The sequence below is a fragment of the Mesorhizobium sp. M1006 genome, from assembly GCF_040318825.1.
Lineage (GTDB): Bacteria > Pseudomonadota > Alphaproteobacteria > Rhizobiales > Rhizobiaceae > Mesorhizobium.
In genome coordinates, this window is record NZ_JAMYMZ010000012.1 from 1 (window position 1) to 22,009 (window position 22,009).

Here is a 22,009-nt window from a genome sequence, read left to right on the forward strand (position 1 = left end):
TCGGTGCCATCGAAGGCCGGCATGCCATAGCCGGGGCTTGCCCGCTCGATGACGTCGAAACCGCCAAGGCCCCAGGCATAGCCCAGCCAACCCTGGTAGAGGGCACCTAGCTTGGTCCTGCGCGAAGACTCGTAGGTGAGTGCGATCGACGGCTCGATGCCATGAAAATCCAGGACATCGATGCCGATGGCATAGCCCAGATTGCCGTTGCCTGAGCTCTTCGGCAAATCCACCTTCGGCGTGCCGATCGCCTCGGTATCGCCGCTTGTCGTGGTCGTTGTCGCGGTGGCAGCCGCCGCGGCCGGCTCCTCGGGTGCAGCTTCCGTGTCGGTCGACTGATCTGTGGTGCCGACCGCGGCCGCCGCGTCTGGGGCCTCGGTCGCAGGCGCGGCATCTCCCGTCGCACTTGCTGCCGACGTTGCGCCCGCATCATTCGTCCCGGAGGCCGTCCCCGAGCCGAGCGCTGCCCCGCCATTGCCAAGGCCACCGCTTGCGGCTGCGCCAGGGTCGGGCGAAGTTCCTTGCGCCTCCTGCGCAAAGGCCGCCATCCCTGCGGAGCTTCTAATATAAGAAACGAAAGATGTATCCGCGCCGAAGACACCGCCGGCAAGCAATGCTGCGCCAACAAGCAACTTGTTCATGATTCCCCCGAGCCCAAGTTGCTTACTTCTACTCAGCCGCGACCAAACGAATACGACACCGCATCGTCACAATGGGAGTATCCACAGGGAAATTTTTAGGAGCCGTGAGCCTAGGAGAGGTATTTTTTTGACACCCAAGAGCCCTCGGCTGATCTATGGGATGCCATTGGGAGCGCCTTTGATTGATCGTCCACTGCAACACAGAATTATCGCCCGTGCGGCTGTCACTGACCTTCACGCGAAAGCTCTGAAGAAACGGCGACGGACCCGGTTCCGATGACCACGGGACCCCGCGTGGGGGATAGGTTTCGTTGAGACTGGCCTCGCATGTGTCACCCTTAGCGTGTGGGCGATACGGCAAGCTTCGAAATTGAGCTATCAAGAGGCCGAAATCGGTTCCGCATTGAGCGATACAGCTTGAGATACAAACTGTGATACAAACCGCTACGAAATCCCGGAAAAAACGCTTTAAAATCAATATGGGAACCGGTGCAGTGTTGCATCTCGAAGACTCGAACCTCAAATCGCCTTCTGAAGGGAATGTCGGTATCGGCGGTCGCGCGTCCCCGCAACCGGACAATGGATGTCGCACGAATCCATATCGGCGCTGCGGACTGGCCATCAAAAACGCCGTACTAATTGCCGTACTAATTCGCAAAAAAGTACGCGGCAATTTGCTAAACACCTGAAGACATTGGTGATCCCGACAGGAATCGAACCTGTGACCTACAGATTAGGAACCCGTGCTAGACTCAGCATTTGTACGGCTTGTCGCCAGCATGTTGCGTTTATGTTGCGTTCACAACGAGGGCAGGGAACGAGCGCATAACGGCGTCGAGTTCTCCCTCATCCTCCTTGTGCTCAAATAAGTGGCCGTAAGTGTCCATCGTTAAGCCGATAGTTGAATGGCCTAGGAGCTTTTGAACGCGGGCGGGCAGCAATCCCCTGCCGCCGTCTTTCTCACGGTTCAAGCACCACGACGCAAACCAATGGCGGAAGACGTGGAGGCCGGTGTATTTGGGCGCGAGGATCGGTTTTCCGTCCTGGTCCTTCTCGCCAGTGTCAACTGTGACGCCCGCTGCAAACATAGTCGGAATAAGCCCGCTGCGAATGATGTTGCCATGCGCCTCAATGTTCCCGAGCGTGTTGGGGAAAACGAGATCCAGCTTCTTCTCGCCCTTCGGGCATTGCAGCTTCCATTCCTTCAGCACATTCACCACGAAGGGTGGAAACAGGGGGATGGTGCGCTGGCTCGTCTCCGATTTTGGCATCCCGATCACATGGAAGCTGTCTGCCCGCTGGGTCACATGAAGCCTGCTCTTCACCAGATCGACATCTGCCCAGCGCAGGCCGCGCAACTCGGATGCGCGCAAGCCGGTAAAGACCGCGGTTATCAGCAGCGGGCGGAAGCGGCCCTTTGCAACGGCGATCAGCTTGTTGACTTCATCCAGCGTCGGAATGTCCACGCCATACCTAAGCTTCTTCTTGCGTCGTTTCTCGCCCTTCGCGGCCGTACGTTTGTTACGCATGCCATGAAGCGGGTTCTGCATCATGTAGCCGCTTTCCTTCGCTTCCGAGAAAATGGAACTGAGGCTGGTGCGCACTGCCATGACCATGGCGCGCGAGCGGGGTTCGCGGCGCAGATCGTCCTCAGCAAGGCTATCATCACCCATCGCCAACGCGTCCAGGAAGTTGCGAATGCGCGGCATGTTCATCCGCGATAGCTTTACGTCCCCGATGAACGGTTTGATGTGGAGGTTGAGGTGCTGCTTGTATTGGAGGTAGGTGCCGTGCTCCAATTCATTCTGCGCTCGCGTCAACCACAGCTTACCAACGTCGTTGACCGTTTTTGACGTGCTGTCCACAACGTGCAGGCCATCACGAACTTCGGCGCCGGCTTTCAATGCGTAGGCATCGGCATCCTTCTTCTTGTCGAATGTCTTGGCGCGGCGCTCGCCGTTCTGATCAACATAGTCGACTAACCACGCTTCCCGATGTGCGCCGTTCTTCGTGGTCCACTTACGCTTACGAACTGACATAGCTGTGTATCTCCTGTCTCAAGAGACACTATGTTGCATAAAATCTGTTGGTCAACAACGAAGCCGCTATTGACTCTTTGACCAAGGGGCAGTCTGATGGTCGGCGAGCTCTCCAGCTCGTTCTCCAGTTCTTCGGTTTAGACACACTGGGGCGGAATCGCAGGTGCCAAAAGGCCTGCAGGTCCGCTGCGGTGCGTTGTGCTGCGGTCTTCGTCCTAAACGCGCCAACAGGAGAACTACACATGAGCATACTCGATGAAATCACGGCCGCAGAAATTGCGCAGTTGGACACCGCCTTCGCGCCCAATGCCGCGGCACGGATCAATAGCCGCACGTCTGCCGACATTCCGGCCGGCCACGTGCTATTGCGCCAACCCAAGTCCAACGAGAAAGACCTCCGCGTCACAATCCCTGTGGAATTCATGCAGGATTGGAAGGCTGAGGAATGGAAGGGCGTGGCGATTAAGCAAAAGAAGATCCAGCTGCTTCTCGCCAACGCTACCCCCGGGCTGTTTGCCTTGAAGCCGGTCGCATCCGACTTTGAGGGCAAGGGGGTCTATAGCCTCGACCAGAACAACGATGGGAGCCAGGCTCGTTTCATGACCACGCGGTCGTATGTGATGCGCAAGCTCAATGGGCCATCGGCTGTGGTCCCGTTCAAGCTGGTGGATTCAGTAGGGTTCCTCGATCTCACTACCCTTAGCGTAATTTAGGTCTGCCTTTGCACTTTGCAGCGCAGCTTTTCCCCTAGCTGCGCTGCATTGCAGCCCCGCCCAGCGCGATAAGCGCACGCGTCGCCCAACTACTACGCTGTGCGCTTATCCGCGCTGTATGGGGCATCCCAACTCTCAGATAAAACAGGAGCAATTCTAAACGTGCTCGTTCCCTGAATCGCAGCGAGCAAGTTGGTCGGAATGCTGGGCCAAATCTTGATGGCGCGCCCGTATGTGAGGTCATCATGATGGAACATGGGTCCCATATCTTCGATGTAGCGCGGTTCGAGTAAACCAAACTCGGAAGGTTCAAACGCCTGGCCGATAGCACTCACAACGCAGTCGGCCATCTGTAAGCCGCGAAACTCGTTGTTGGGGCGGAGAAAAATCCCTTTGTTTCGAAGAAAGCTCCACTCCATTCGGTCAGTGGTAACAAACGGACTGGCAATGACCTTCGTGAGATAATCGTTCAGATTCCCGAGCTGGAGACCGCGCCGGGTGGACAGATAGACATGCATTTCGTCGTATGACCCATGGTCTCGGCACCAAATTGTGGCCTTTTCCAACAAGAACCGAAGCGCGTAGAAATAGAGAAAGTACTTTTTGCGGAAGTTATCTTGGCGAGTAATCGATGGTTTGTGGATCGCAACGGCGATCGCGCGCATGCCGGTGTCACGCATGGCATGAATAAACCCGAGACGGATGTTATGGGAGGCATTTTGGAAATGAAAATGCCAATTGGGTTGCCTGTGCTCGGCTTTGAACGCGTCATAGGCAATCTTGGTCGCCTGGAATACTTCTTGGGAGGGCTGCAAGACGCCGCCGACGATGAGCCACTGAGAACTTGTGGGACTAAATCCTTCCTCGCCAGATTCATCGACATAGAGCACGGCCATTTTACAGGCTCCAGAAGATCAAACTAGACGCGGAGAAAGAGTAGAAACAGGACATGCTAGGCGACTCCTTTGCTGAACAGGAATCACTCTACACCGCCCTGAAATCGAACGGAACATGAACATTTCGTGATGACCGGTCTTCAATGCACCGATCCAAGCGCTACGACTGCAAGGAGATATGAAAGAGCTATCATCATGTAAGCAACTTGGAGGGAGGTCATCTGGGAGCGAATCCTTGGTTGAAGATGACCCCCTACATACTCTTCCTTTTGGCGCTCATTGCCAGTTATCTGCAAGAGTCCCCACCAAAACGACATTGATACCCGCTATTCACACCTCAAACGAACTTGTGCACAGCCAAGGGCTTGACACGTTCCCGATGACAACTGCTCGTACGTCTACCAACTAGGAATGTTGTCCTAGTCTGCTTTTCGTCCATCAAGGACGTGTCAGACAGGAGAACATCACATGCCCAAGAGCAAAGACGTAGCAGCCGCCAAGCCGCAGACGAAGAAATCCCGCGTCCAGGAACTGCTAAATGCCGGCGCCGTTAGCGTGGCAGAAATTGCCGACGCACTTTCGATCAGCAAGCAGGCCGCCTACTCGCTGATCGGCGACGTGAAGCGCAGCGGCATTGAAATTGCCGGTGTCATGAAAGACGGCGCGATGCGCTACAGCGTCGTTCCTGCAAAGCGCGGAAAGGCCAAAGCAGCCGCTTTTGGCAAGGGTCCAGTTGTCAGTGCCGCCGCTTCAAACCCGACTGTAGCCGACTGAAGTTGTTGCCAGCGGAGGGGGCGGCGGGCTTGCCGCGATATGCTGCCCCTTCCTCGCTCTGCATGAACTGCTGGACGACGCGATCAACAGGAGCGAGTCCAAGACTTGTCCGGGCGAGCACGGCGTAGGTGCCGTCATCAGACTTCTCCGCCTCAAACTCATTCCTGTTTTTCAGTATCGCCATAGCGCCTTCAACCAGCCCTTCGTGTGCCCCGGCTTTCGCGAGCGACAATTGAAGGGTCGTATTGACCGCGTCGTCGCGCATCTGCTGCTTCACGGCGGCGAGCTTTACTGGTCCCTCCACTTGAAGTTTTTCGAACTGCGCATTGAGCGACGCAATCTCAGCCTCGCCGTCCCGAATGACATCCGCGATAGCGGTGGACAGTTCGTAGCCCCGACCGGGGTCATCTTCCTCGATATAGTCGTATGCGGCACGGTAGGATTCCGGGATCGCCTCCAGCCGATCCGTTGCGATGCGTCGTGGCAGCCGCAACAGATCAGCTTGATTGTGCACTTTGACGAAATAGTTGTTGATGTGGTTTTCACCGGCCATGATCATGCCTCCTGTTGATGTGCCGCCAGCGCGCTTTCGCGCTTCGAGCGAGCAGCGATTGCGCCATTGGCGAATGTGGTGTCGGCCGCCTGCTCAACGAGCTTGACGAACGCCTTGCCGCCGGTGTCCGATGCGGCGCGCATCTTCTTGAGGCGCTCTAGACGAGCCATCTCAGCGGGGAAATATTTCATCTGGAACCGGTGCCTAAGGGCGGCGAGCTCAGTTGATTTCATGCCTGACAGCAGTGCAGGGGCGCGCAGCACGGCGCCGATCAACGTCATGTCATCAGCTTCGAATGCCTCAGCGAAAGCTTCGCCGCGTTCGTCGTGTGTCATGGTCTTGAGGGCATAAAGGATCTGCTTGTCGAACTTCTCGCCCATGTCTGCGTCCGGCGAGGGAGCGAACGTAGCCTTTTGAAGCGAAGCGATTGTGGCATCCGCCTTCTCCTGAGCGTCGAGCAGGCGGGACGCAACACGCTCGCCTGTCTTCTTGGCGGCGGTAGCCACTTGGATCGCCGCGGCAGCGGGCGTCTGCGACGCGTCCCCGTAAACAGTGTTGGCAAGGGCGACCAGCGCGTGGGCCTGCTCCCGTGCTTCCCGCATCGCTCCCGATAGGGCGACATGCTCCAGGTCGGGTTCCGGCTTATCGTTGCCTCTCTGCCGTTCGGCAAAGTGGTCGATCGCCAGTTCACTGATGCTGGGCGAGACGTGCAGTTTCAGTTCTTGTTCGGCGACGGTTGTCATGGTTCTTCTCCTTAGATTTTTCGATTTTGGATGACGAACAGGGCGTAGCTGGCGCGGGCAACGCCGGCCTCGATCTGGACAAATCCGCCGCTCGATAACTGGCGTCGGCGTGGTTCCAGCATGATGCGCGCCACGTCGCCATCGCGGCTCATGTATGTGCCCTTGAAGCCGTCAATCGTCACTGCATCGCCGGACTCGAAAACAGGCGTCTCCACCGGGATCAGCATTTCGGCGTCCTTCTGGAGGCCGGTGAAAGCGCCTTCGCTGTTTTTGCGGATTAGCTTCGCGTCCTGTGTCCCGGATGCGTTGCCAACGAAGCCCAAGACGCACCATCGCAACCCTGATCCCGACACGACGATATCGCCAACTTGCAGGGCCATCAGATTGCCCCCTCTGCGAGGGTTGTTATGTCCGCCGTCTCAAAGCTCATCGGCTTTTTGCGCAACACGAGGAGCGACGCTTGCCAACGCCACAAGGCGGTGAACGATTGGTCTGCCATACGGAAGAAGACGAACAGAGCTGTGGCGCTGTGCACTTCGACGCGCTCGCCCTCCACCATGAAGCGCTGCCCCTTTTCGAAGGCAGGGCCGGCTTGCCAGCCGAGGTAAATATTATCCTCGGACTGCAGTGTGGAAACGAGATCGACATCCCCGTCTGCGTTCTTTTCATCACGAATGAGGAAGGCGTGCCTGCCGTCGCCCAGACATGGGAACATGCCCTCGGGGATGACATTGGCGACCACCCATGTCTTGCCTGAATTTGATTTGCTGTAGTCACCAATGCGCATGTTCGCCCTCATGACGACTGCTTCAAATACTCAGGCCAGACAATCTCGTGGAACGGGCGTTCGCGAGGGGTAATGTCAGTGGCTGATGGGCCGACGCCCCTGCCGCGCATCTTTGACACCAGCATGCCGAGTTCCACCAAGCTGCGTTCCGACATGCCAGGCATTCCCACCTCGTTTGCCTGATGACTTAGCATCTTGAAGCGTTGCTGCTCCGAGGGGGAAAGCTTCATCGTGTCTAAGACAGGTGTGACGTCGCGAGGGGGTTCAACGCGGGCAAGGCCCAGCGTCTCGAAGATGCGCCGAAGGCTGTTCGCGATAGTCTGGTAAGCGAGCAGTGCGGGCAGGCTAGCCGTCCCTTCCTTCGCAAACTCAAGCTCCCATTGCTCCATCACGATGATGATGTTAGCCGCGCTCTTGACCAAGACGTACTGCGACTGTGTGACGTGACCGGGTCCACCGAGGTCCGCGACATGATTTGCGATTAGGTCATGCAGTCGCCGCGCCCACTTCGACCGCCCGTCGATCCCTGGCAGGATCTCCTTGCCGTTAGTGACGCGGGTCTGAAACTGCCGGCTTCGGGGGCGTGGGTAATTGCTGGACATAGGTGAAGTGCGGGCTTTCGGGGCGCTTGTTTGGAGCAAGATGAAGTAATGCAAAGCGTATGGCGGCCTGCAACACGGGCGCAACATGAACTATTTTCGGGAATAGTTTGAATCACTTAGCTGGTGAGGGACAGATACAAAAACTGTGGGTAAAAAGTGAGATCTAGCCCAGCTTGGATCGAGGGACGCGCACAACAAAACGCTGGCCTTGGCTCGGAATTCGTCATCACCCGAGTTTATGCAGGTGGCGCGGGATGTGCGGCCTTCTCTCCAAGGACTTTCTTCTCAGATTAAACAGGGGTGACGCCGCTTGCTGTGCCGGGGGTGCCGGGGACTTACTCACCTTCTACACGTAGGGGAATGTATTTTTTTCTTGCAGCGCGCAGCGCAGTAGCAATCGTTGTTGTGTATATCCCCGGCACCCCCGGCACAGCTAAAACGGGATTTTCGGATCAATCATCTCGCCCGGGGGCATCTCACCCGAGTCCCGGTAGAGCATCGCGGCCTGATTGGGCGTCAGCTTGCCGCCGGTCGGAACCATCTCCGTTAAGTTGATCCCGGCATAGTGAGGAGTGTGCTTGCCCTCAAGCCGTGGTTTGCTGGGCCTGATGCCCATTTGCAGCGCATACAGGTCGGACCCAATAGTCTCGTCGGCCATGGCGTAATGGCCGTGGTCCCTCAACCACTCGTTCAATTCCATATTGAATAGTTTCTTGCTGATTTGGTGTTCGGGTCCGACGGTGCACATCTCTTCGACAAAGCGCTTCACCGGCCCGGTGTTCTCGTCCATCAGATCGAGCAACTCTCGGCCTGACTCGGGCTGCTCAAAGCGCCCGCGCGCCCGCAACCGTTTCAGCCCCTCGATCCAGACGTTGATGATACCAGGCAATTCAGCCAGCAGCTCGGACGTAAGGTTCGGGTTCTCGCGACCATAGAAGGACTGCCGGAACTCGATCACAATGAACCGCGTCACGATGACCCCGGAAGCATCTTTGAGCTTCGGGATTGTGTTCGCCATCATGATGATGCGCGTATTGAGGACGCCGTTCCAATCCGACTTGTACTTGCGATGGATCGATACCGGGTCCTCGCCAGTGATAGTCAGGATGTTCTCCACCGCCGCGTGTGGATTTGATCGCCCCTGTCCTCTTGCGTCGGATATGACGGCCAGCGACTTGCCGACAAGGTTCTGCATCCCGAATGTTTCGCCAAAGTCCGACAGCTTGGGATTTGCGTATCTGCCTGCGCCGACCGCCGCTCGGGCTATTCGCCCCGTGGTGCCTTTACCTGAGCGCTTCTCCCCGATGAAGGCGAAGGCCTTCTGCTGCGACGTGTCGCCGGTCATGCAGTAGCCAAAGATTTCGGCAATGCACTCGATGGACTTGGGATCGTCGGGAAATCCATCCCGCATGAACTTGTTCCATACGGGTGCTGTCGCTGTCGGATCGTAATTGCACTCAACGCCATGTAACGCGAACAGGCGTTGCTGGGGCGGAAGCAGCACGTATGTCCGCAAGTCTAAGGTACCGTTTTTGAAGGGGAGCAGGTCCGCTGGCGCCGGGTCGTTGCTTGTTGCGTCGATCCAGAATGGTGGCTCGGTGGCATTATGCAACTGTCTGACGCCGGCAAGTGCGGCGAGGATGTCACCAACTGCATTGCGTGTTGACTTGAACGGGACAGGCTTCCCTTTATCCAGAACCCTGATTGTTTCAAGCCATGGATAGAGCCGGCCCCGAAGCTCCTCGTCATCCATTTGGACCCACCAGCTTCCGGTCCAGCGGTAAAAGTCGCCCCGCCAGTGCCAGACATCATCCAGCGTCTTGGCGAACTGGCGTGCGATAAAGATGGGTTCCGATGACGCGAGGATGCCGCGCTCTTCCTCGGGGCGCATGTCGATCCATGAGCGCAGCGTGTCCGGGTTGATATTGAGCGATTCAGCCAGTTTCGGGATGCCGGTGCACGCCTTCTGTTTATCGCCTAGACGCTTGGCCGTAGCGCTGACGCGTTTGACGGATTTCTCTATCGCCCCGGCATCGTCACCGCACTTGGTTGCCACCTTGCGGATCAGCTTTTCAACTTCCGCCTCCGTCCAACCGTGCGTTAGCAAAGCGCCAGGCACGCGAAGGCCAAGCACGTTGCGTAGTCCATCCTGCCAATGCCGCATTATCAGGGATGCGAGCGCGAGGCATCGCACGCACTGAAGAAGGAACTCACCATCTATCTCAAACGGCTGGCCCTCCTCGGTCCAGCTAAGTCGTTCCCCCGAAGGATGGACGGACGGCGGAAACATTGTCTGCCCGCCTGTGGACCGAAGCTCGACCAGCATCCCGTCCTTCTTGCCGTTGTAGGTGAAGGGCACAGTGGCGGGCACGACCGCCCTGTAGAGCCGGTGCGCCTCGGGCGTAGCGGGGCGGCCAAATCGCGCCGCTGTAGGTGGCAGGAACTCCGCCGCGAGCGCAATTGCTTCTGCGCTGTCCAGATCCACGTCAACGAGATTGCCTGATGGCGTCCCAAGCAACACGCCAACGTTTGAACTGTTGCCTGCGAAGGCTTTATCGACATCGACCTTATCGAGCGTCTTCTTCTGCCAGTTCTTTTCGAGGGGTGCCTTGGTCTGGTGCTGGTAGGCGATTGGTACCCAGCCCGCCTCTTTATATCGCCGCGCTGCTGATCGGGTCTTGTCAATATCGATGGTACCTGTTCGTTGAGCCATGACGCCGCAACTCCTTGTTTTATCAAGCTTTTGCGGGTATATTGGGAGTTGGTCCAAGCGAATTTTCGCACCACTTGGCTCCATTGCTCATGCTTCTCCTGGACGCCGGTCCTGCTCATACAGGGCCGGCGTCCTTTTTTTGATAGACGATGCCCCTTGCCATGCGCATGGCATCGATGGCCTCCAGCATCGACAGGCTGTGGGCGCTGCGCAGGCGAGGGATGATCGGACGCTCGATCGTGTGCCAATTGTCGGCAAGCCATTTTGCCGCCGATTCCACGGTTGCGGATGGGTGATAATCGCCCATGTCACGCGGCCTCTGTCATGCCGAACTTCTCGCGCAGCTTGTGGCGGCTGATAACCCACTTGCCCAGCACCTTCGTCGCGCCAGGAATTTCACCCTTCTCAAGCATGTAGGCGGTGATGCGGGGCTTGCGGTTGATAGCGCGGGCAATGTTGGGGCTGCCCCAGATTAGGCTGAGGTCAGTTTCGTCGGGACTGGCTTCCATGATCTTCGCTCCGAGTCGAGCGCCGGTGGCAGTCAACGGGAGCGGAGACAGAGGACGGCGCAATTGAATGCGTCAGGCGCTTTTGGCGCGGGCCTAGCTGAGAAAATCTCAGCGGGCCTTATGTCCTGTTTTCCTGTCTAAGGGGTAGCTAAGCACGCATTAGCGGTTCATGCAAGCGCCCGCAAACACTGGCGTTTTTGCCCCGGCCATGTTGCGTTCATGTGGCGTGTAGCAGCTTGCCTGTCCTTGCAAGTCATTGTTTTTGCTTGCCGCGTGTTGCAGGCCGGCGCAACATAAAATCACCAGATTTTAAGAGCCACCAAATCTCCGCAAAGCCTTGTGCTGTATGGGTTTGCGAGTGGTGATCCCGACAGGGGTTGAACCTGTGACCTGCAGATTAGGAATCTGCCGCTCTATCCTACTGAGCTACGGGACCACGCGGCCCGACACATAACCGCTTCGGGACGTTTCGCCAAGAGGCAGCTAGGCCGCTCGCTTGGGTTCGACCGCGAACGGGCTCAGGCCGAGCCAGGTCTGCATTTTGCGCGCGATGTCCTGGTCGCCCGTCAAGATGACTTTCGGCCCGGCCTTCTCGACGGTGATCAGCCCCATCCAGATTTCGGTCATGGTGTGCAGGTCGGTCGAGACGTAGAGATCGACATCGAAGCCCGGATCGTACCAGCAGAGGTCGACCTCGCCGTGCTTCTCGACGATCAGCCACCATGACCGCTTGGAGGCGGGGAGCTCCTGATACAGAAATTGTATTACTGTGCGCCCGTCGGGCAGCGGCGACGCGTTGAGATTGCGCCGCATGTCCCACATCAGCAGCGATGGATCGAGGTTCTTCAGCGACAACCGGGACTCGACCCATTTCTGGCCCCAAAAACCCATCGCCTCGACGACGGAACGCAGATCCCTGCCTGCCTCGGTCATCCGGTATTCGAAGATGCCTTTCTCGCCGCGCACCTCCTTGCGCTCGACGATCCCGGCCAGCTCGAGCTCCTTGAGGCGTTGCGACAGAAGGGTCGGCGACATTTTGGGGACGCCGCGGCGCAAATCGTTGAAACGGGTCGATCCCGCCACCAATTCGCGAAGCAGAACCATGGTCCAGCGGGTGCACAGCACCTCGGCGGCCATCGATAACGGGCAGAACTGTTTGTATCCGGACTGGGTCACGATGTTGCCTTCCCTCAAACTCCGCCGGAACCATAGGCCTTTCCCGGCGACGCGGCGAGTACAGAAACTGTACCGGCCCAGTGCGGTGGATTCGAAGTTCCTGCTTTCTGGGTGGCATCAGCATTAGGAACTTCAAATCCAAAACCACACTGGAAATCCAAGCACTTGCTGGTGTGGCTTTTGAATCCGAAATTCGCTCGCTGCGTTGCTCCAAAGTGAATGCGAATTTCGGATTCGCCACACCAGTACAGATCGCGGACTGGCTGGCGCCGGCCCTGCCATGCGACCCCTTGGCCGCTGCACGGGATACCCCTGTGCACGACCAGGAGACATGACCCATGACCGCTTACGTTATCGCAGACATCAAGGTGAGGGACCCGAAGTGGATGCCGGCCTATGCCGCGTCGGTCCACGACCTCGTTCACAAGCACGGCGGCAGATATCTGTCCCGCAGCGGCAATGTGAAGACGCTCGAAGGCAAGCCGCTCGACACCACGCTGATTGCCTTGATGGCGTTCCCGACCGAGGCCGCGGCGCGCGCCTTCACCGACGATCCTGCCTACGCGCCGTTCGTTTCGGCCCGTCAGGGCGGCAGCGACAGCCGTTTCCAGCTGATCGACAACTCCGATCTGGCCGGAACCATCCCGTATCTGCCGAAGGGATGATCTTCCCCTGCATTCGTCGCATCGGGACAGGGATCTCCCAGCAACAACAGCCACAGCGCCCACCTGCCGGACCTCCTTACCTCCGGCGGCCGGCCGGGCTGTGCTTTTCAAGAAGAATGGAATGACTATGACAATCAACTTTCGCAATAGAGTTCTCGCTGCCGCGGCGCTGCTGTCGGCCTGCACTGCGTTGGCGCAGGCGCATCAGGCAGCGCCCGCGTCCGGTCCCAATCCGCTGGCCGACAAGGTACGCGCGGCCAACAGCCGCTTCGAGAATGTGGCGGCGGCGACCGCCGAGGGCTATGCGCCAATCCCCTGCGCCAGCGGCATCACCGGCGGCGCCATGGGCATCCACTACGTCAATCCGGGCTACCTCAAGGACGACGCTGTCGATGTCGCCAAGCCGGAAGCGGTGATGTACGAGCCGATGGCCGACGGCACGCTAAAACTGATCGCTGTCGAATACATCACCTCGAAAGGCCCGGCCTCGCTCGATGGGCATCTGTTCAACTTCAACAGCGCGCCCAACCGCTATGGCCTCGGCCCGTTCTACGAGCTGCATGTCTGGGCCTGGAAGGGCAACCCGACCGGCGCGTTCGCGGACATGAACCCGAACGTGTCGTGCGAACCGACGACTGCTGCCAGCCAGTAAGCAGCCGAGCCAGGCGGCGCCAACGCCGCCTGGCCGCGCTGAGTTGCGGGGCAGCCGGCAACGGGCGCAAAGACGGCTCAGAGAGCGGAACTTTCGGGATGCCGACGCGCTTTAGTGTCCCGAGGAGAGACCGCATGAGCGCCACCAAAGAGTTCTTTGAGACCTGGCTGCAGGAGAATGTCGGCAATCTGCCGGCCGAGAGCGAGGTGAGCGTCGCTGTCCTGGCGCAGCAATTCGAGCAGGATGCCGATGCTGCCGGCTATGGCCACGAGGTTCGCGAAGACGAACTCGGCAATATCCAGGAGGCGATCGAGGCAGCCCTGACGAAGGCGAGGACAGGCGAAGAGCCGCAGGCTGCCGATGACAATGAGCTGGCGCCGGTCATGGAGGCGCTGGAGGTCGAGGATCCGAAGAGCGGACCGTAGCGGTTGCGGCTCTTCCCTTCCACGCTACATGACCGGGCATGATGGATGCCAAACACCTCACACTCGGCGTCGTGATCGGCGTGGCTATCGGCGTCGTGTTGGACAACATTGTTACGGGCATTGGTATAGGTATCGCTCTGGGCATTGCCTTCGGCCTTGCCCGGAAGTCGTCCGGCCGGAAGTGACCAGCCGAACATGTCCTGCCCAGTTTTGCCGCCCAGAGGTGCGGCGGTTGCCGCACCGCCGATGCCGAATGGCTACGCCGCCAGCGCTGTTTCCGCCAGCTTCACCCAATAGCTCATGCCGTGCGGGATGACCTCGTCGTTGAAGTCGTAGGCTGGGTTGTGCAGGCCGGCGGTATCGCCATTGCCGATGAAGATGAAGGCGCCCGGCCGCGCTTCAAGCATGTAGGAGAAATCCTCGCCGCCCATCACCGGCTGGATGGCGCGGTGCACATGGCTGTCGCCGGCGACGTCGGCCGCGATGTCGCTGGCAAAGACCGTCTCTTCCGGATGGTTGAAGGTGACGGGGTAATTGGCATTGTAATCAACCTCGATTGTCGCGCCGAAGGCAGCGCCCAGGCCTTGGCAAAGTGCGCGGATGCGCTCTTCGGCCTTCTTGGCGACTTCCTTCTTCAGCGTGCGTACGGTGCCGGCGATCTCGGCAGTCTCGGGAATGACGTTATAGGCGTCGCCGGCGTGGAATTTCGTCACCGAGACGACCACCGCCTCGACCGGATCTGTGCTGCGCGAGGCGATCGTCTGCAATGCGCCGACGAGTTGGCTGGTGATGACGATCGGATCGATGGTGCCGTGCGGCATCGCCGCGTGGCCGCCCCGGCCCTTGACGGTGATGGTGAATTCGGCGGTCGCCGCCATGATCGGGCCGGGCCTGATGGCGAACTGGCCGACCGGCAGGCCCGGCATGTTGTGCATGCCGAAAACCTTGGAGATAGCGAAGCGCTCCATCATACCGTCCTTGACCATCTCGTTGCCGCCGCCGCCGCCCTCTTCGGCCGGCTGGAAGATGACCGCGACGGAGCCTGCGAAATTGCGCGTTTCGGCGAGGTATTTGGCGGCACCCAACAACATAGCGGTGTGGCCGTCATGGCCGCAGGCGTGCATCTTGCCGGGGACGGTCGAGGCATAGGATTTGCCGGTGATCTCGTTGAGCGGCAGGGCATCCATGTCGGCGCGCAGGCCGATGGTCGAGCCTTCGCCGTGGCGGCCGCGGATGATGCCGACGACGCCGGTCTTGCCCAAACCCGTCACGATATCGTCGCAGCCGAAAGCCTTCAGCTTCTCGGTGACGAAAGCGGCGGTCTTGAAGACGTCGAAATTCAGCTCCGGCGTCTGGTGCAAATGGCGGCGCCAGCCGGCCACCTCGTCCTGCATTTCGGCGGCTCGGTTCAGGATCGGCATGATGGTTCCATTTCGCTGTTGGAGCAGGCGGTCTTGGCCTGCTGCTTTGCAATTGTGCCTGCTGCCTTGCAACCATGCACGCTGCTTTGCATTGTGCTGCTGCTTCCACATTGTGATCGGCAGCACTTTGCCATGTTGACGTCACATAGAGTAAATAGCACCGCGACTGTGGTCCGGGAACAGAGGGCCGGACCATTATCCTGGCGATCGTGTAACGAAATCTTACGGAGCCAGGTGCGACTGCGGCAAGAGGCTATTTCGGTTTTCATGATGCGCTACAGGCATTTCCTCAGACTGTTGGTGGCGGGCACGGTGGTGCTTGCGTCGCTGGCCGGGCCTGCCTTGGCCAATCCGACAATCCTGTTCGACCTGAACAGCGGCAAGATCCTGCAGCACCAGGAGGCGTTCAGGCGCTGGTACCCGGCGTCGCTGACCAAGCTGATGACCGCCTATGTGGCGTTTCGGGCGATTGCCGCGGGCGAGGTCCAGCTCGATTCGCCGGTCAAGGTAACGAAACATTCTGCCGGCGAGCCGCCGAGCAAGATGGGCTTCAAGCCGGGCTCGGTGATGCGGTTGGACAATGCGCTGAAGATGATGCTGGTCAAATCGGCCAACGATATCGCCATGGCGGTCGGCGAGAATATCGGCGGTTCGCAAGCGGCTTTCGCCGAACGCATGAATGCCGAAGCGCAGAGGCTCGGCATGAGCGGGTCCCATTTCGTCAATCCGAACGGGCTCTATTCGCCGGACCAGTATACGACAGCGCGCGATCTCGCTTTGCTGGTGATGGCGATTCGCAAGGAATTTCCGCAATATGCCCCCTGGTTCTCGATCGAAGGCCTTGCCGTCGGCAAGAAGGCGATCTCCAACTACAACCTGCTGATCGGCCGCTATCCGGGTGCCGACGGCATGAAGACGGGTTTCGTCTGCTCGTCCGGTTTCAACATGATCGGCTCGGCGACCCGCAACGGCCGCACCCTGGTCGCCGTGGTGCTCGGCGAACGATCGGCAGTCACCCGCGCCGAGGCGGCGGCGAAACTGCTCGACCAGGGTTTTGCAACCCCGGCGCCGAGCTGGCTGACGGTCGCGGCGCTGCCCGCCTATGGCGACACCATGTCGGCCAACGACATGAACGACGAAATCTGCAAGAAGAAGCCGGTCGAGGAGCAATCGGAAACCGCACCCGCCGTCGGCGACAAGGGCAAGGACGTGCCGAAATCGCCCTATCAGGAAAAGCTCGACCATGTACCGACGCTGATCGCCGTCGGCCTCGGCGGCGCCACGGGACCGAAGCCGAAGGCGATGCTCGACGCCTCCGGGCAGGAATATGCCGACGTGCCGCTGCCGACATGGCGGCCGGACCGGGCGCCGCCGGCCGGCGCCGAGCCAGTTGTGGCCGGATCCGCCACCGCCGCGCAGGTCCAGCAGCCGGCCAAGGCGCTGAACTAGCCGCATGGCCGGCTTCCCGATCCCCGTTTCGGTGCTCACCGGCTTTCTCGGTGCCGGCAAGACGACGCTGCTCAACCGGCTGCTCCGGGATCCGGCGCTCGCCGACACCGCCGTCATCATCAACGAGTTCGGCGAGGTGGCGATCGACCATCTCCTGGTCGAGCAGGCCTCCGACGGCATCATCCAGCTCTCCGACGGCTGCCTCTGCTGCACGGTGCGCGGCGAGCTGGTCGACACGCTGGCCGACCTCGTCGACCGGCTGCAGACCGGCCGCATCGACCGGCTTGCCCGCGTCATCGTCGAAACCACCGGGCTCGCCGATCCCGCCCCCGTACTGCAGTCGATCATGGCACACCCGGCCCTGGTCCAGGCCTTCCGGCTCGACGGCGTCATCACCCTGATCGATGCCGTCAACGGCAATGCGACGCTCGATGCGCATGTCGAGGCGGTGAAGCAGGTGGCCGTCGCCGATCGCATGGTGCTCAGCAAGGCCGACCTGACCACGGATGCAGGCGATGTCGAGGCGTTGCGGGCGCGGCTCAGGCAGCTCAACCCGGGCGCCGTGGTGCTCGACGTGGGCGAGGCAAGCACCGCGACCCTGTTCGATAGCGGCCTCTACAATCCGGCCACCAAATCCGTCGATGTGCAGCGTTGGCTCGGCGAACAAGCCGGCCACGACCATGACCACGGCGGGCATGACCACGGCGGGCATGATCACGACGGGCATGACCATGCCGACCATGATCACCATGACCACAGGCACGATTCCCGCGTGCGTTCGTATTCGCTGGTTCATGACGGGCCGGTGCCGTTTTCGGCAATCGAGATGTTTCTCGATCTGTTGCGCTCGGCGCATGGCGAGCGCCTTTTGCGGATGAAAGGCGTCATCGAGCTTGCAGAAGACCCGTCGCGGCCGCTGGTTATCCATGGCGTGCAGAAGATCCTGCATCCGCCGGTGCAACTGCCGGCCTGGCCGGACAGCCAGCGCGGCACCAGGCTGGTGCTGATCACGCTCGACATGCCCGAAGACTATGTCCGGCGGCTGTTCGCCGCCTTCACCAACCGGCCGTCGATCGACACGCCGGATCGCGCAGCACTGGAAAGCAACCCGCTGGCTATTGCCGGATCGTGATCTCCCCCCTTGAGGGGGAGATGTCGCCGAAGGCGACAGAGGGGGTCGCCTCGGCTGGCGCGACCCCCCTGTGGGACCAAACTTGGTGCTTCACGCGCGGCGACCCCCTCTGGCCTGCCGGCCATCTCCCCCTCAAGGGGGGAGATTACGCGTTCAGCCGCCGCGCTCGACCAGGAAGCGGTGGCCGCCTGCCGCCGCCGCCGTTTCGACCAGTCGATGGCCGCTCTCGGCGCAGAAGGCGGGAATGTCGATGACGGCGAGCGGGTCGGTGGTTTCGAGCCACAGCCGGCTGCCCGGCTGCATTGCGGCCAGGCGCTTTTTTGCCTTGAGCACGGGCAACGGGCAGTTCAGGCCTTTGAGGTCGTAGACGGCGGCGGGGCTGGTTGAGGGCCTGTCTTCTTGGCCCCCATCTTCTTGCTCAAGCATGAAGTTCAGCCGCCAAACATGCCGAGCAGCTTTTTCTTCAACCTTGTCGCCGTGCTTTCGGCGTCCGCAGCCTGCGTTTCGACTGCCGGGGCGGCGTCCGATGGCGCTACGGTGGCGGTGGCGACAGGCATCTCTGCGGCGGTCTTGGCAGCTTCCTTTTCGGCTAGCGCCTGGGCTTTTGCAGCTTCCTTCTCGGCCAAGGCCTGTGCCTTGGCTGCCGCTTTCGCTGCCTTCGCCGCTTCTATCGCGGCAAGCCGCTGTTCCTCGGCCTTCTGCTTGGCAGCCTTTTCGGCGTCGAGCGCTGCCATCTTGCGGCCCGCCGGCGAATCGATGCGGCCCATGCGCGCCGTTTCGGCCACCGTGCCGTCCGGGTTGAGCGAGGGCGGCTCGATCGGAACGCGTTCGCCGCGCGCACGCCGCTTCGACCAGTCGGAAACGATGCTGGCTTCCTTGATCCCGGCGATGGTCGGCTTGGGTGCCGGCACGCTGGCCTTGATGGCGCCGTTGAAGGCCGCCTCATAGGTGCTTTGATAGGCGTTGATGGCGCTCTTCAGCGAATCGGGCTGGGTGGTCACAGGGCAAGGGCCGGTCGGATTGAAGGTCGAGCCGTCGGCCGCAACCTGGTTGAACACGTAGCGCTTCTCGCAGACGTCGACTTTCGGCGGCACCTTGGTGACCTCGAAATTGTCGTAGCCAACCTTCAGCATCTTCCAGAATTCGTAGTTCGGGTCGTTGCGATAGCGCGCCATGTTGGCGGCGGTCATGCGGAACGGAAAAGCCTGGATCTGGAACTCGGTCTGGCCGCCCTGGAAGGCGTCGCGGCCGAAAGCGTAGATCTGCTCGATCTGCGCGTCGGTCATCGAATAGCAGCCCGACGACGAGCAGGCGCCGTGGACCATCAGGTTGGAACCGGTGCGGCCATTGGCGCGGTCATAGGCGTTCGGGTAGCCGATATTGAAGGACAGGTGGTAATTCGACCGCGGGTTCATCTGTGCCGGGCGGACCGTGTAAAAGCCTTCCGGTGCCTGGCGGTCGCCTTCGGTGAATTTCGGGCCGAGCTTGCCCGACCATTTGCAGATGTCGTAGCTGGCGACCAGGTCGTAGCGGCCGTTGGTCTTGGCCTTCCAGATTTCGAGCTTGCCTTCTTCCTTGAAGATGCGCGCCATCACCGAGGAGGTGCGGATCATGCCCTTGGCTTTCATCTCGGCCAGGATCTTGTCCGGCAGCGGCTTGTTGGCTTGCGGCGCAAAATCCTTCATCGAAGCGTCATTGCAGCCGGCGACGCCGATCGCAGCGATCAGAACTCCGGTGCGGGCAAGCTTGGCAAACATGGATATGGCTATCGTCTTCATCTCTGCGCCGCGGATGCCGCAGCTGCTAAACCGACCGCTGACGGACCTTAAGCCCGTTAACCTTGAAAATTCCTTACCGCAAGCATGCGGCGCGTCCCCTTACGTTAAGCTCACTGAGCCGAATGCAGCGGCATTTTTGTGGCGAAACTGGTTCACGCCGCCACATTTCAGGCTGCGTGTCTGCGTTGGTTACAGATTGCGGCCCATCGCCAGGTATTTCTCGCGGCGATGCTCGCGGAAGTCGGTGTTGGCGCCGGAGAATTCCTTCATCGTCCTGGCGATGAGGTCGCCGGTGGCGGCGATCACCGTTTCGGGGGCGCGATGGGCACCGCCGAGCGGCTCGGCGATGATGGCGTCGATGATCTTCAGCTCCAGCAGGTCCTGCGCCGTGATCTTCATGTTGGTCGCAGCATCCTTGGACCGCGTGGTATCGCGCCACAGAATCGAGGCGGCGCCTTCCGGCGAGATCACCGAATAGATGGCGTGTTCGAGCATGTAGACGCGGTTGGCGGTGGCGATCGCTATGGCGCCGCCCGAGCCGCCTTCGCCGATCACCACCGAGATCGACGGCACCTTCAGGCCAAGGCAGGCCGAGGTCGAGCGGGCGATGGCTTCTGCCTGGCCGCGCTCTTCGGCGTTGACGCCGGGATAGGCGCCGGCCGTGTCGACCAGCGTCAGCAGCGGGATCTGGAAGCGGTCCGCGAGTTCCATCAGCCGCACCGCCTTGCGGTAGCCCTCCGGCCGCACCGAGCCGAAATTATGCTTCAGCCGGCTTGCCGTATCGGAACCCTTCTCCTGGCCGATGATCGCCACCGGCTCGCCACGGAAGCGGGCGAAGCCGCCGACGATCGCCTGGTCTTCGCCGAAATTGCGGTCGCCGGCAAGCGGCGTGAAATCGGTAAGCAGGCCCTTGATGTAGTCGATGCAATGCGGCCTGTCCGGATGGCGCGCCACCTGCACCTTCTGCCATGGCGTCAGCGCCTTGTAGGCGTCGCGCAGCGCATCGCGCGAGCGCTTCTCGAGACGGGCGATCTCATCGCCGACATCGACCGCCTCGCCGTTCTCGGCAAGCTTCTTCAGCTCAAGGATCTTGCCTTCGAGATCCTGCACAGGCTTTTCGAAATCGAGGTAATTGTACATTCTTGGGCGAACCGGCAAGTCGGAAGGCAATGACTGACGCAAGCCCGAAAATGCAGGCTGGGCGCGGTGGAGCGTCGTTCTCACATAGCGATATGACGCCTAGTCGGCAAGCGGATGATGATCGTTGACCAGACGCACCAGCCGCTCCTCCAGCACATGCGTGTAGATCTGCGTCGTTGAAATATCGGCATGGCCGAGCAGCTGCTGCACGGCCCTGAGATCGGCGCCGTTCTGCAGCAGATGGCTGGCGAAAGCATGGCGCAGCACATGCGGCGATATCTTCGCCGTGGCAATGCCGGCCCGCGCGGCAAGCGCTTTCAGCTCGCGGGCAAAGACCTGTCTCGAGAGATAGCCGCTGTCGGCGGCGGCCGGAAACAGGAACGGGCTGTCGGCAAAAGCCGGCACCGTTGCCCGTGCGGCAAGCCAGGTCCGCATCGCCGCGCGCGCCTTGGCCGACAGCGGCACCATGCGCTCCTTGTTGCCCTTGCCGCGCACCATGAAGAAGCGGTCGTCGCGCTGTGCCACCGTCACGGGAAGGCCGACCAGCTCCGAAACGCGCAAGCCGGTGGCGTAGAGCACCTCGACCAGTGCGTGCAGGCGCAGCGCCGCCAGCCTGTCGCCGTCATGCATGGAGGGGTCCATCGCCTCCTGCGCGGCGCGGTCGAGCAGCCGGCCGGTATCGGCCTCGCTCATCGTCTTAGGCAGCGGCCGGCCCTTCTTCGGACTGTCCAGCGTGCCGGTCGGATCGTCACCGCGCAGGCCTTCGGCGTAGAGGAACTTGAAGAACTGCCGGATCGCCGACAATTTGCGCGCCTGCGAGGTGGCGGCAAAGCCGCGCGCGGCGATGTCGTCGAGATAGGCACGGATGTCGGCGCTGGTGGCAGCGGCAAGCCCACCGCCGATCCCGGCGGAAGCGTCTTCGAGGTCGCGGCGATAGGAGGAAAGCGTGTTTTCGGCCGCGCCGCGCTCGGCGCTCATCATCTCCAGGAAGGCTTCGATGCGGGCGGCGCTGTTCATTTTTTGGGATTGAGCTTTTCTGGAGGGATACGCACGCTCATTTCCGCCTTCCTCGGCTCGACGAACATGACCAAGGCGAACATCGCGCCATAGACAATGCCGGCCAGAATCGCGAGCGTCACGACAAAGCGAAACAGTGTTGGCATTAATTTTCGCCCGTCGTCTTATTCTGCATTTCCAACCC

At 60.4% G+C, this 22,009-nt stretch carries 25 protein-coding genes, 1 tRNA gene and 1 pseudogene; 8 read left to right on the plus strand and 19 right to left on the minus strand.

The genetic code is table 11. The annotated features are described in order from the left end of the window. Positions 1-641, minus strand: a pseudogene (locus NKH60_RS13820) (hypothetical protein); the annotation flags it as partial. A gap of 788 nt (positions 642-1,429) precedes the next feature. After that, positions 1,430-2,680 carry a tyrosine-type recombinase/integrase gene (locus tag NKH60_RS13825; protein WP_352872485.1) on the minus strand — a complete coding sequence of 417 codons (1,251 nt, stop codon included), beginning with the start codon at positions 2,678-2,680 and terminating at the stop codon, positions 1,430-1,432. 242 nt (positions 2,681-2,922) lie between these two features. Between NKH60_RS13825 and NKH60_RS13830 the strand changes: the two genes are divergently transcribed. Further along, positions 2,923-3,393: a hypothetical protein gene (locus NKH60_RS13830; protein ID WP_352872487.1), complete on the plus strand. Its 471-nt coding sequence runs from the start codon at positions 2,923-2,925 to the stop codon at positions 3,391-3,393. 92 nt (positions 3,394-3,485) lie between these two features. Here NKH60_RS13830 and NKH60_RS13835 read toward each other — a convergent pair whose 3' ends face one another. Beyond that, complete coding sequence (locus NKH60_RS13835) at positions 3,486-4,289, minus strand: DUF3800 domain-containing protein (RefSeq protein WP_352691600.1); 804 nt, start codon at positions 4,287-4,289, stop codon at positions 3,486-3,488. Between the two features lie 468 nt (positions 4,290-4,757). Here NKH60_RS13835 and NKH60_RS13840 point away from each other — a divergent pair, with 468 nt between their 5' ends. After that, positions 4,758-5,063, plus strand: coding sequence for a helix-turn-helix domain-containing protein (locus tag NKH60_RS13840; RefSeq protein WP_352872489.1), 306 nt, complete (start codon positions 4,758-4,760; stop codon positions 5,061-5,063). On the opposite strand, the gene NKH60_RS13845 is transcribed toward NKH60_RS13840, so the two are convergent. The 10 genes from NKH60_RS13845 to NKH60_RS13890 form a co-directional block, all read right to left on the minus strand. Beyond that, positions 5,026-5,616 (minus strand): hypothetical protein, encoded by a 591-nt coding sequence (locus NKH60_RS13845; RefSeq protein ID WP_352872491.1) that lies wholly within the window; start codon positions 5,614-5,616, stop codon positions 5,026-5,028. The two genes, NKH60_RS13840 and NKH60_RS13845, sit on opposite strands and share 38 nt — an antisense overlap. Before the next feature lie 2 nt (positions 5,617-5,618). Continuing rightward, entirely contained in the window at positions 5,619-6,359 is a 741-nt protein-coding gene (locus NKH60_RS13850) for a hypothetical protein (protein ID WP_352872493.1), read from the minus strand. Between the two features lie 11 nt (positions 6,360-6,370). Further along, positions 6,371-6,739: a hypothetical protein gene (locus NKH60_RS13855; RefSeq protein WP_352872495.1), complete on the minus strand. Its 369-nt coding sequence runs from the start codon at positions 6,737-6,739 to the stop codon at positions 6,371-6,373. Continuing rightward, positions 6,739-7,146 (minus strand): hypothetical protein, encoded by a 408-nt coding sequence (locus NKH60_RS13860; protein ID WP_352872497.1) that lies wholly within the window; start codon positions 7,144-7,146, stop codon positions 6,739-6,741. The genes NKH60_RS13855 and NKH60_RS13860 overlap by 1 nt, the downstream gene beginning before the upstream one ends. Positions 7,147-7,154: 8 nt before the next feature. Next, positions 7,155-7,568, minus strand: a complete 414-nt coding sequence (locus tag NKH60_RS13865) for a hypothetical protein (RefSeq protein WP_352872499.1) — start codon at positions 7,566-7,568, stop codon at positions 7,155-7,157. A gap of 613 nt (positions 7,569-8,181) precedes the next feature. Next, the gene (locus NKH60_RS13870; RefSeq protein ID WP_352872501.1) at positions 8,182-10,461 is read right to left on the minus strand and encodes a phage/plasmid primase, P4 family; all 2,280 of its coding nucleotides are present in this window, start codon (positions 10,459-10,461) and stop codon (positions 8,182-8,184) included. 115 nt (positions 10,462-10,576) lie between these two features. Continuing rightward, positions 10,577-10,768: a hypothetical protein gene (locus NKH60_RS13875; RefSeq protein ID WP_352872503.1), complete on the minus strand. Its 192-nt coding sequence runs from the start codon at positions 10,766-10,768 to the stop codon at positions 10,577-10,579. 1 nt (position 10,769) lies between these two features. Then, complete coding sequence (locus NKH60_RS13880; RefSeq protein WP_352872505.1) at positions 10,770-10,970, minus strand: DNA-binding protein; 201 nt, start codon at positions 10,968-10,970, stop codon at positions 10,770-10,772. Positions 10,971-11,329: 359 nt separating this feature from the next. Then, positions 11,330-11,406, minus strand: a tRNA-Arg gene (locus tag NKH60_RS13885). Positions 11,407-11,453: 47 nt separating this feature from the next. Then, a complete protein-coding gene (locus tag NKH60_RS13890) occupies positions 11,454-12,146 on the minus strand; it encodes a winged helix-turn-helix transcriptional regulator (protein WP_352457625.1) in 693 nt (230 codons plus the stop codon). Positions 12,147-12,484: 338 nt separating this feature from the next. Between NKH60_RS13890 and NKH60_RS13895 the strand changes: the two genes are divergently transcribed. From NKH60_RS13895 to NKH60_RS13910, 4 genes are all read left to right on the plus strand, one after another. Then, positions 12,485-12,811, plus strand: coding sequence for a DUF1330 domain-containing protein (locus NKH60_RS13895; RefSeq protein WP_023677873.1), 327 nt, complete (start codon positions 12,485-12,487; stop codon positions 12,809-12,811). 121 nt (positions 12,812-12,932) lie between these two features. Further along, positions 12,933-13,463, plus strand: coding sequence for a hypothetical protein (locus NKH60_RS13900; protein ID WP_352570595.1), 531 nt, complete (start codon positions 12,933-12,935; stop codon positions 13,461-13,463). A 134-nt stretch (positions 13,464-13,597) separates the two neighbouring features. Further along, on the plus strand, positions 13,598-13,888 hold the full coding sequence (locus tag NKH60_RS13905; RefSeq protein ID WP_352451191.1) for a hypothetical protein: 291 nt from the start codon (positions 13,598-13,600) through the stop codon (positions 13,886-13,888). Between the two features lie 38 nt (positions 13,889-13,926). Then, entirely contained in the window at positions 13,927-14,073 is a 147-nt protein-coding gene (locus NKH60_RS13910) for a glycine zipper domain-containing protein (protein ID WP_352831451.1), read from the plus strand. A 72-nt stretch (positions 14,074-14,145) separates the two neighbouring features. Here the strand turns inward: NKH60_RS13910 and NKH60_RS13915 are convergent, their stop codons facing one another. Continuing rightward, positions 14,146-15,309, minus strand: a complete 1,164-nt coding sequence (locus NKH60_RS13915) for a M20 aminoacylase family protein (RefSeq protein WP_352616115.1) — start codon at positions 15,307-15,309, stop codon at positions 14,146-14,148. Positions 15,310-15,579: 270 nt separating this feature from the next. Between NKH60_RS13915 and NKH60_RS13920 the strand changes: the two genes are divergently transcribed. Together NKH60_RS13920 and NKH60_RS13925 are read left to right on the plus strand one after the other, a co-directional pair. After that, positions 15,580-16,758: a D-alanyl-D-alanine carboxypeptidase family protein gene (locus NKH60_RS13920; RefSeq protein ID WP_352831457.1), complete on the plus strand. Its 1,179-nt coding sequence runs from the start codon at positions 15,580-15,582 to the stop codon at positions 16,756-16,758. A gap of 4 nt (positions 16,759-16,762) precedes the next feature. Then, the gene (locus NKH60_RS13925) at positions 16,763-17,890 is read left to right on the plus strand and encodes a CobW family GTP-binding protein (RefSeq protein ID WP_352831453.1); all 1,128 of its coding nucleotides are present in this window, start codon (positions 16,763-16,765) and stop codon (positions 17,888-17,890) included. Positions 17,891-18,043: 153 nt separating this feature from the next. On the opposite strand, the gene NKH60_RS13930 is transcribed toward NKH60_RS13925, so the two are convergent. From NKH60_RS13930 to NKH60_RS13950, 5 genes are all read right to left on the minus strand, one after another. Next, a complete protein-coding gene (locus NKH60_RS13930) occupies positions 18,044-18,316 on the minus strand; it encodes a sulfurtransferase TusA family protein (protein WP_352451194.1) in 273 nt (90 codons plus the stop codon). Positions 18,317-18,321: 5 nt separating this feature from the next. Then, on the minus strand, positions 18,322-19,647 hold the full coding sequence (locus NKH60_RS13935) for a L,D-transpeptidase family protein (RefSeq protein WP_352831732.1): 1,326 nt from the start codon (positions 19,645-19,647) through the stop codon (positions 18,322-18,324). 210 nt (positions 19,648-19,857) lie between these two features. After that, positions 19,858-20,808, minus strand: a complete 951-nt coding sequence (locus NKH60_RS13940) for an acetyl-CoA carboxylase carboxyltransferase subunit alpha (protein WP_352471457.1) — start codon at positions 20,806-20,808, stop codon at positions 19,858-19,860. Between the two features lie 99 nt (positions 20,809-20,907). Next, positions 20,908-21,825: a site-specific tyrosine recombinase XerD gene (locus NKH60_RS13945; protein WP_352831620.1), complete on the minus strand. Its 918-nt coding sequence runs from the start codon at positions 21,823-21,825 to the stop codon at positions 20,908-20,910. Next, positions 21,822-21,971, minus strand: coding sequence for a hypothetical protein (locus NKH60_RS13950; protein ID WP_023677884.1), 150 nt, complete (start codon positions 21,969-21,971; stop codon positions 21,822-21,824). The genes NKH60_RS13945 and NKH60_RS13950 overlap by 4 nt, the downstream gene beginning before the upstream one ends. Between the last annotated feature and the right edge of the window lie 38 nt (positions 21,972-22,009).

What these genes read in the sequence shown, in the direction of transcription:
- NKH60_RS13825 (WP_352872485.1), bottom strand. Translation starts at nt 2,680, where the DNA reads ATGTCAGTTCGTAAGCGTAAGTGGACCACGAAGAACGGCGCACATCGG.
- NKH60_RS13830 (WP_352872487.1), top strand. Translation starts at nt 2,923, where the DNA reads ATGAGCATACTCGATGAAATCACGGCCGCAGAAATTGCGCAGTTGGAC.
- NKH60_RS13835 (WP_352691600.1), bottom strand. Translation starts at nt 4,289, where the DNA reads ATGGCCGTGCTCTATGTCGATGAATCTGGCGAGGAAGGATTTAGTCCC.
- NKH60_RS13840 (WP_352872489.1), top strand. Translation starts at nt 4,758, where the DNA reads ATGCCCAAGAGCAAAGACGTAGCAGCCGCCAAGCCGCAGACGAAGAAA.
- NKH60_RS13845 (WP_352872491.1), bottom strand. Translation starts at nt 5,616, where the DNA reads ATGGCCGGTGAAAACCACATCAACAACTATTTCGTCAAAGTGCACAAT.
- NKH60_RS13850 (WP_352872493.1), bottom strand. Translation starts at nt 6,359, where the DNA reads ATGACAACCGTCGCCGAACAAGAACTGAAACTGCACGTCTCGCCCAGC.
- NKH60_RS13855 (WP_352872495.1), bottom strand. Translation starts at nt 6,739, where the DNA reads ATGGCCCTGCAAGTTGGCGATATCGTCGTGTCGGGATCAGGGTTGCGA.
- NKH60_RS13860 (WP_352872497.1), bottom strand. Translation starts at nt 7,146, where the DNA reads ATGCGCATTGGTGACTACAGCAAATCAAATTCAGGCAAGACATGGGTG.
- NKH60_RS13870 (WP_352872501.1), bottom strand. Translation starts at nt 10,461, where the DNA reads ATGGCTCAACGAACAGGTACCATCGATATTGACAAGACCCGATCAGCA.
- NKH60_RS13875 (WP_352872503.1), bottom strand. Translation starts at nt 10,768, where the DNA reads ATGGGCGATTATCACCCATCCGCAACCGTGGAATCGGCGGCAAAATGG.
- NKH60_RS13880 (WP_352872505.1), bottom strand. Translation starts at nt 10,970, where the DNA reads ATGGAAGCCAGTCCCGACGAAACTGACCTCAGCCTAATCTGGGGCAGC.
- NKH60_RS13895 (WP_023677873.1), top strand. Translation starts at nt 12,485, where the DNA reads ATGACCGCTTACGTTATCGCAGACATCAAGGTGAGGGACCCGAAGTGG.
- NKH60_RS13900 (WP_352570595.1), top strand. Translation starts at nt 12,933, where the DNA reads ATGACTATGACAATCAACTTTCGCAATAGAGTTCTCGCTGCCGCGGCG.
- NKH60_RS13905 (WP_352451191.1), top strand. Translation starts at nt 13,598, where the DNA reads ATGAGCGCCACCAAAGAGTTCTTTGAGACCTGGCTGCAGGAGAATGTC.
- NKH60_RS13910 (WP_352831451.1), top strand. Translation starts at nt 13,927, where the DNA reads ATGATGGATGCCAAACACCTCACACTCGGCGTCGTGATCGGCGTGGCT.
- NKH60_RS13915 (WP_352616115.1), bottom strand. Translation starts at nt 15,309, where the DNA reads ATGCCGATCCTGAACCGAGCCGCCGAAATGCAGGACGAGGTGGCCGGC.
- NKH60_RS13920 (WP_352831457.1), top strand. Translation starts at nt 15,580, where the DNA reads ATGCGCTACAGGCATTTCCTCAGACTGTTGGTGGCGGGCACGGTGGTG.
- NKH60_RS13925 (WP_352831453.1), top strand. Translation starts at nt 16,763, where the DNA reads ATGGCCGGCTTCCCGATCCCCGTTTCGGTGCTCACCGGCTTTCTCGGT.
- NKH60_RS13930 (WP_352451194.1), bottom strand. Translation starts at nt 18,316, where the DNA reads ATGCTTGAGCAAGAAGATGGGGGCCAAGAAGACAGGCCCTCAACCAGC.
- NKH60_RS13935 (WP_352831732.1), bottom strand. Translation starts at nt 19,647, where the DNA reads ATGTTTGCCAAGCTTGCCCGCACCGGAGTTCTGATCGCTGCGATCGGC.
- NKH60_RS13940 (WP_352471457.1), bottom strand. Translation starts at nt 20,808, where the DNA reads ATGTACAATTACCTCGATTTCGAAAAGCCTGTGCAGGATCTCGAAGGC.
- NKH60_RS13945 (WP_352831620.1), bottom strand. Translation starts at nt 21,825, where the DNA reads ATGAACAGCGCCGCCCGCATCGAAGCCTTCCTGGAGATGATGAGCGCC.
- NKH60_RS13950 (WP_023677884.1), bottom strand. Translation starts at nt 21,971, where the DNA reads ATGCCAACACTGTTTCGCTTTGTCGTGACGCTCGCGATTCTGGCCGGC.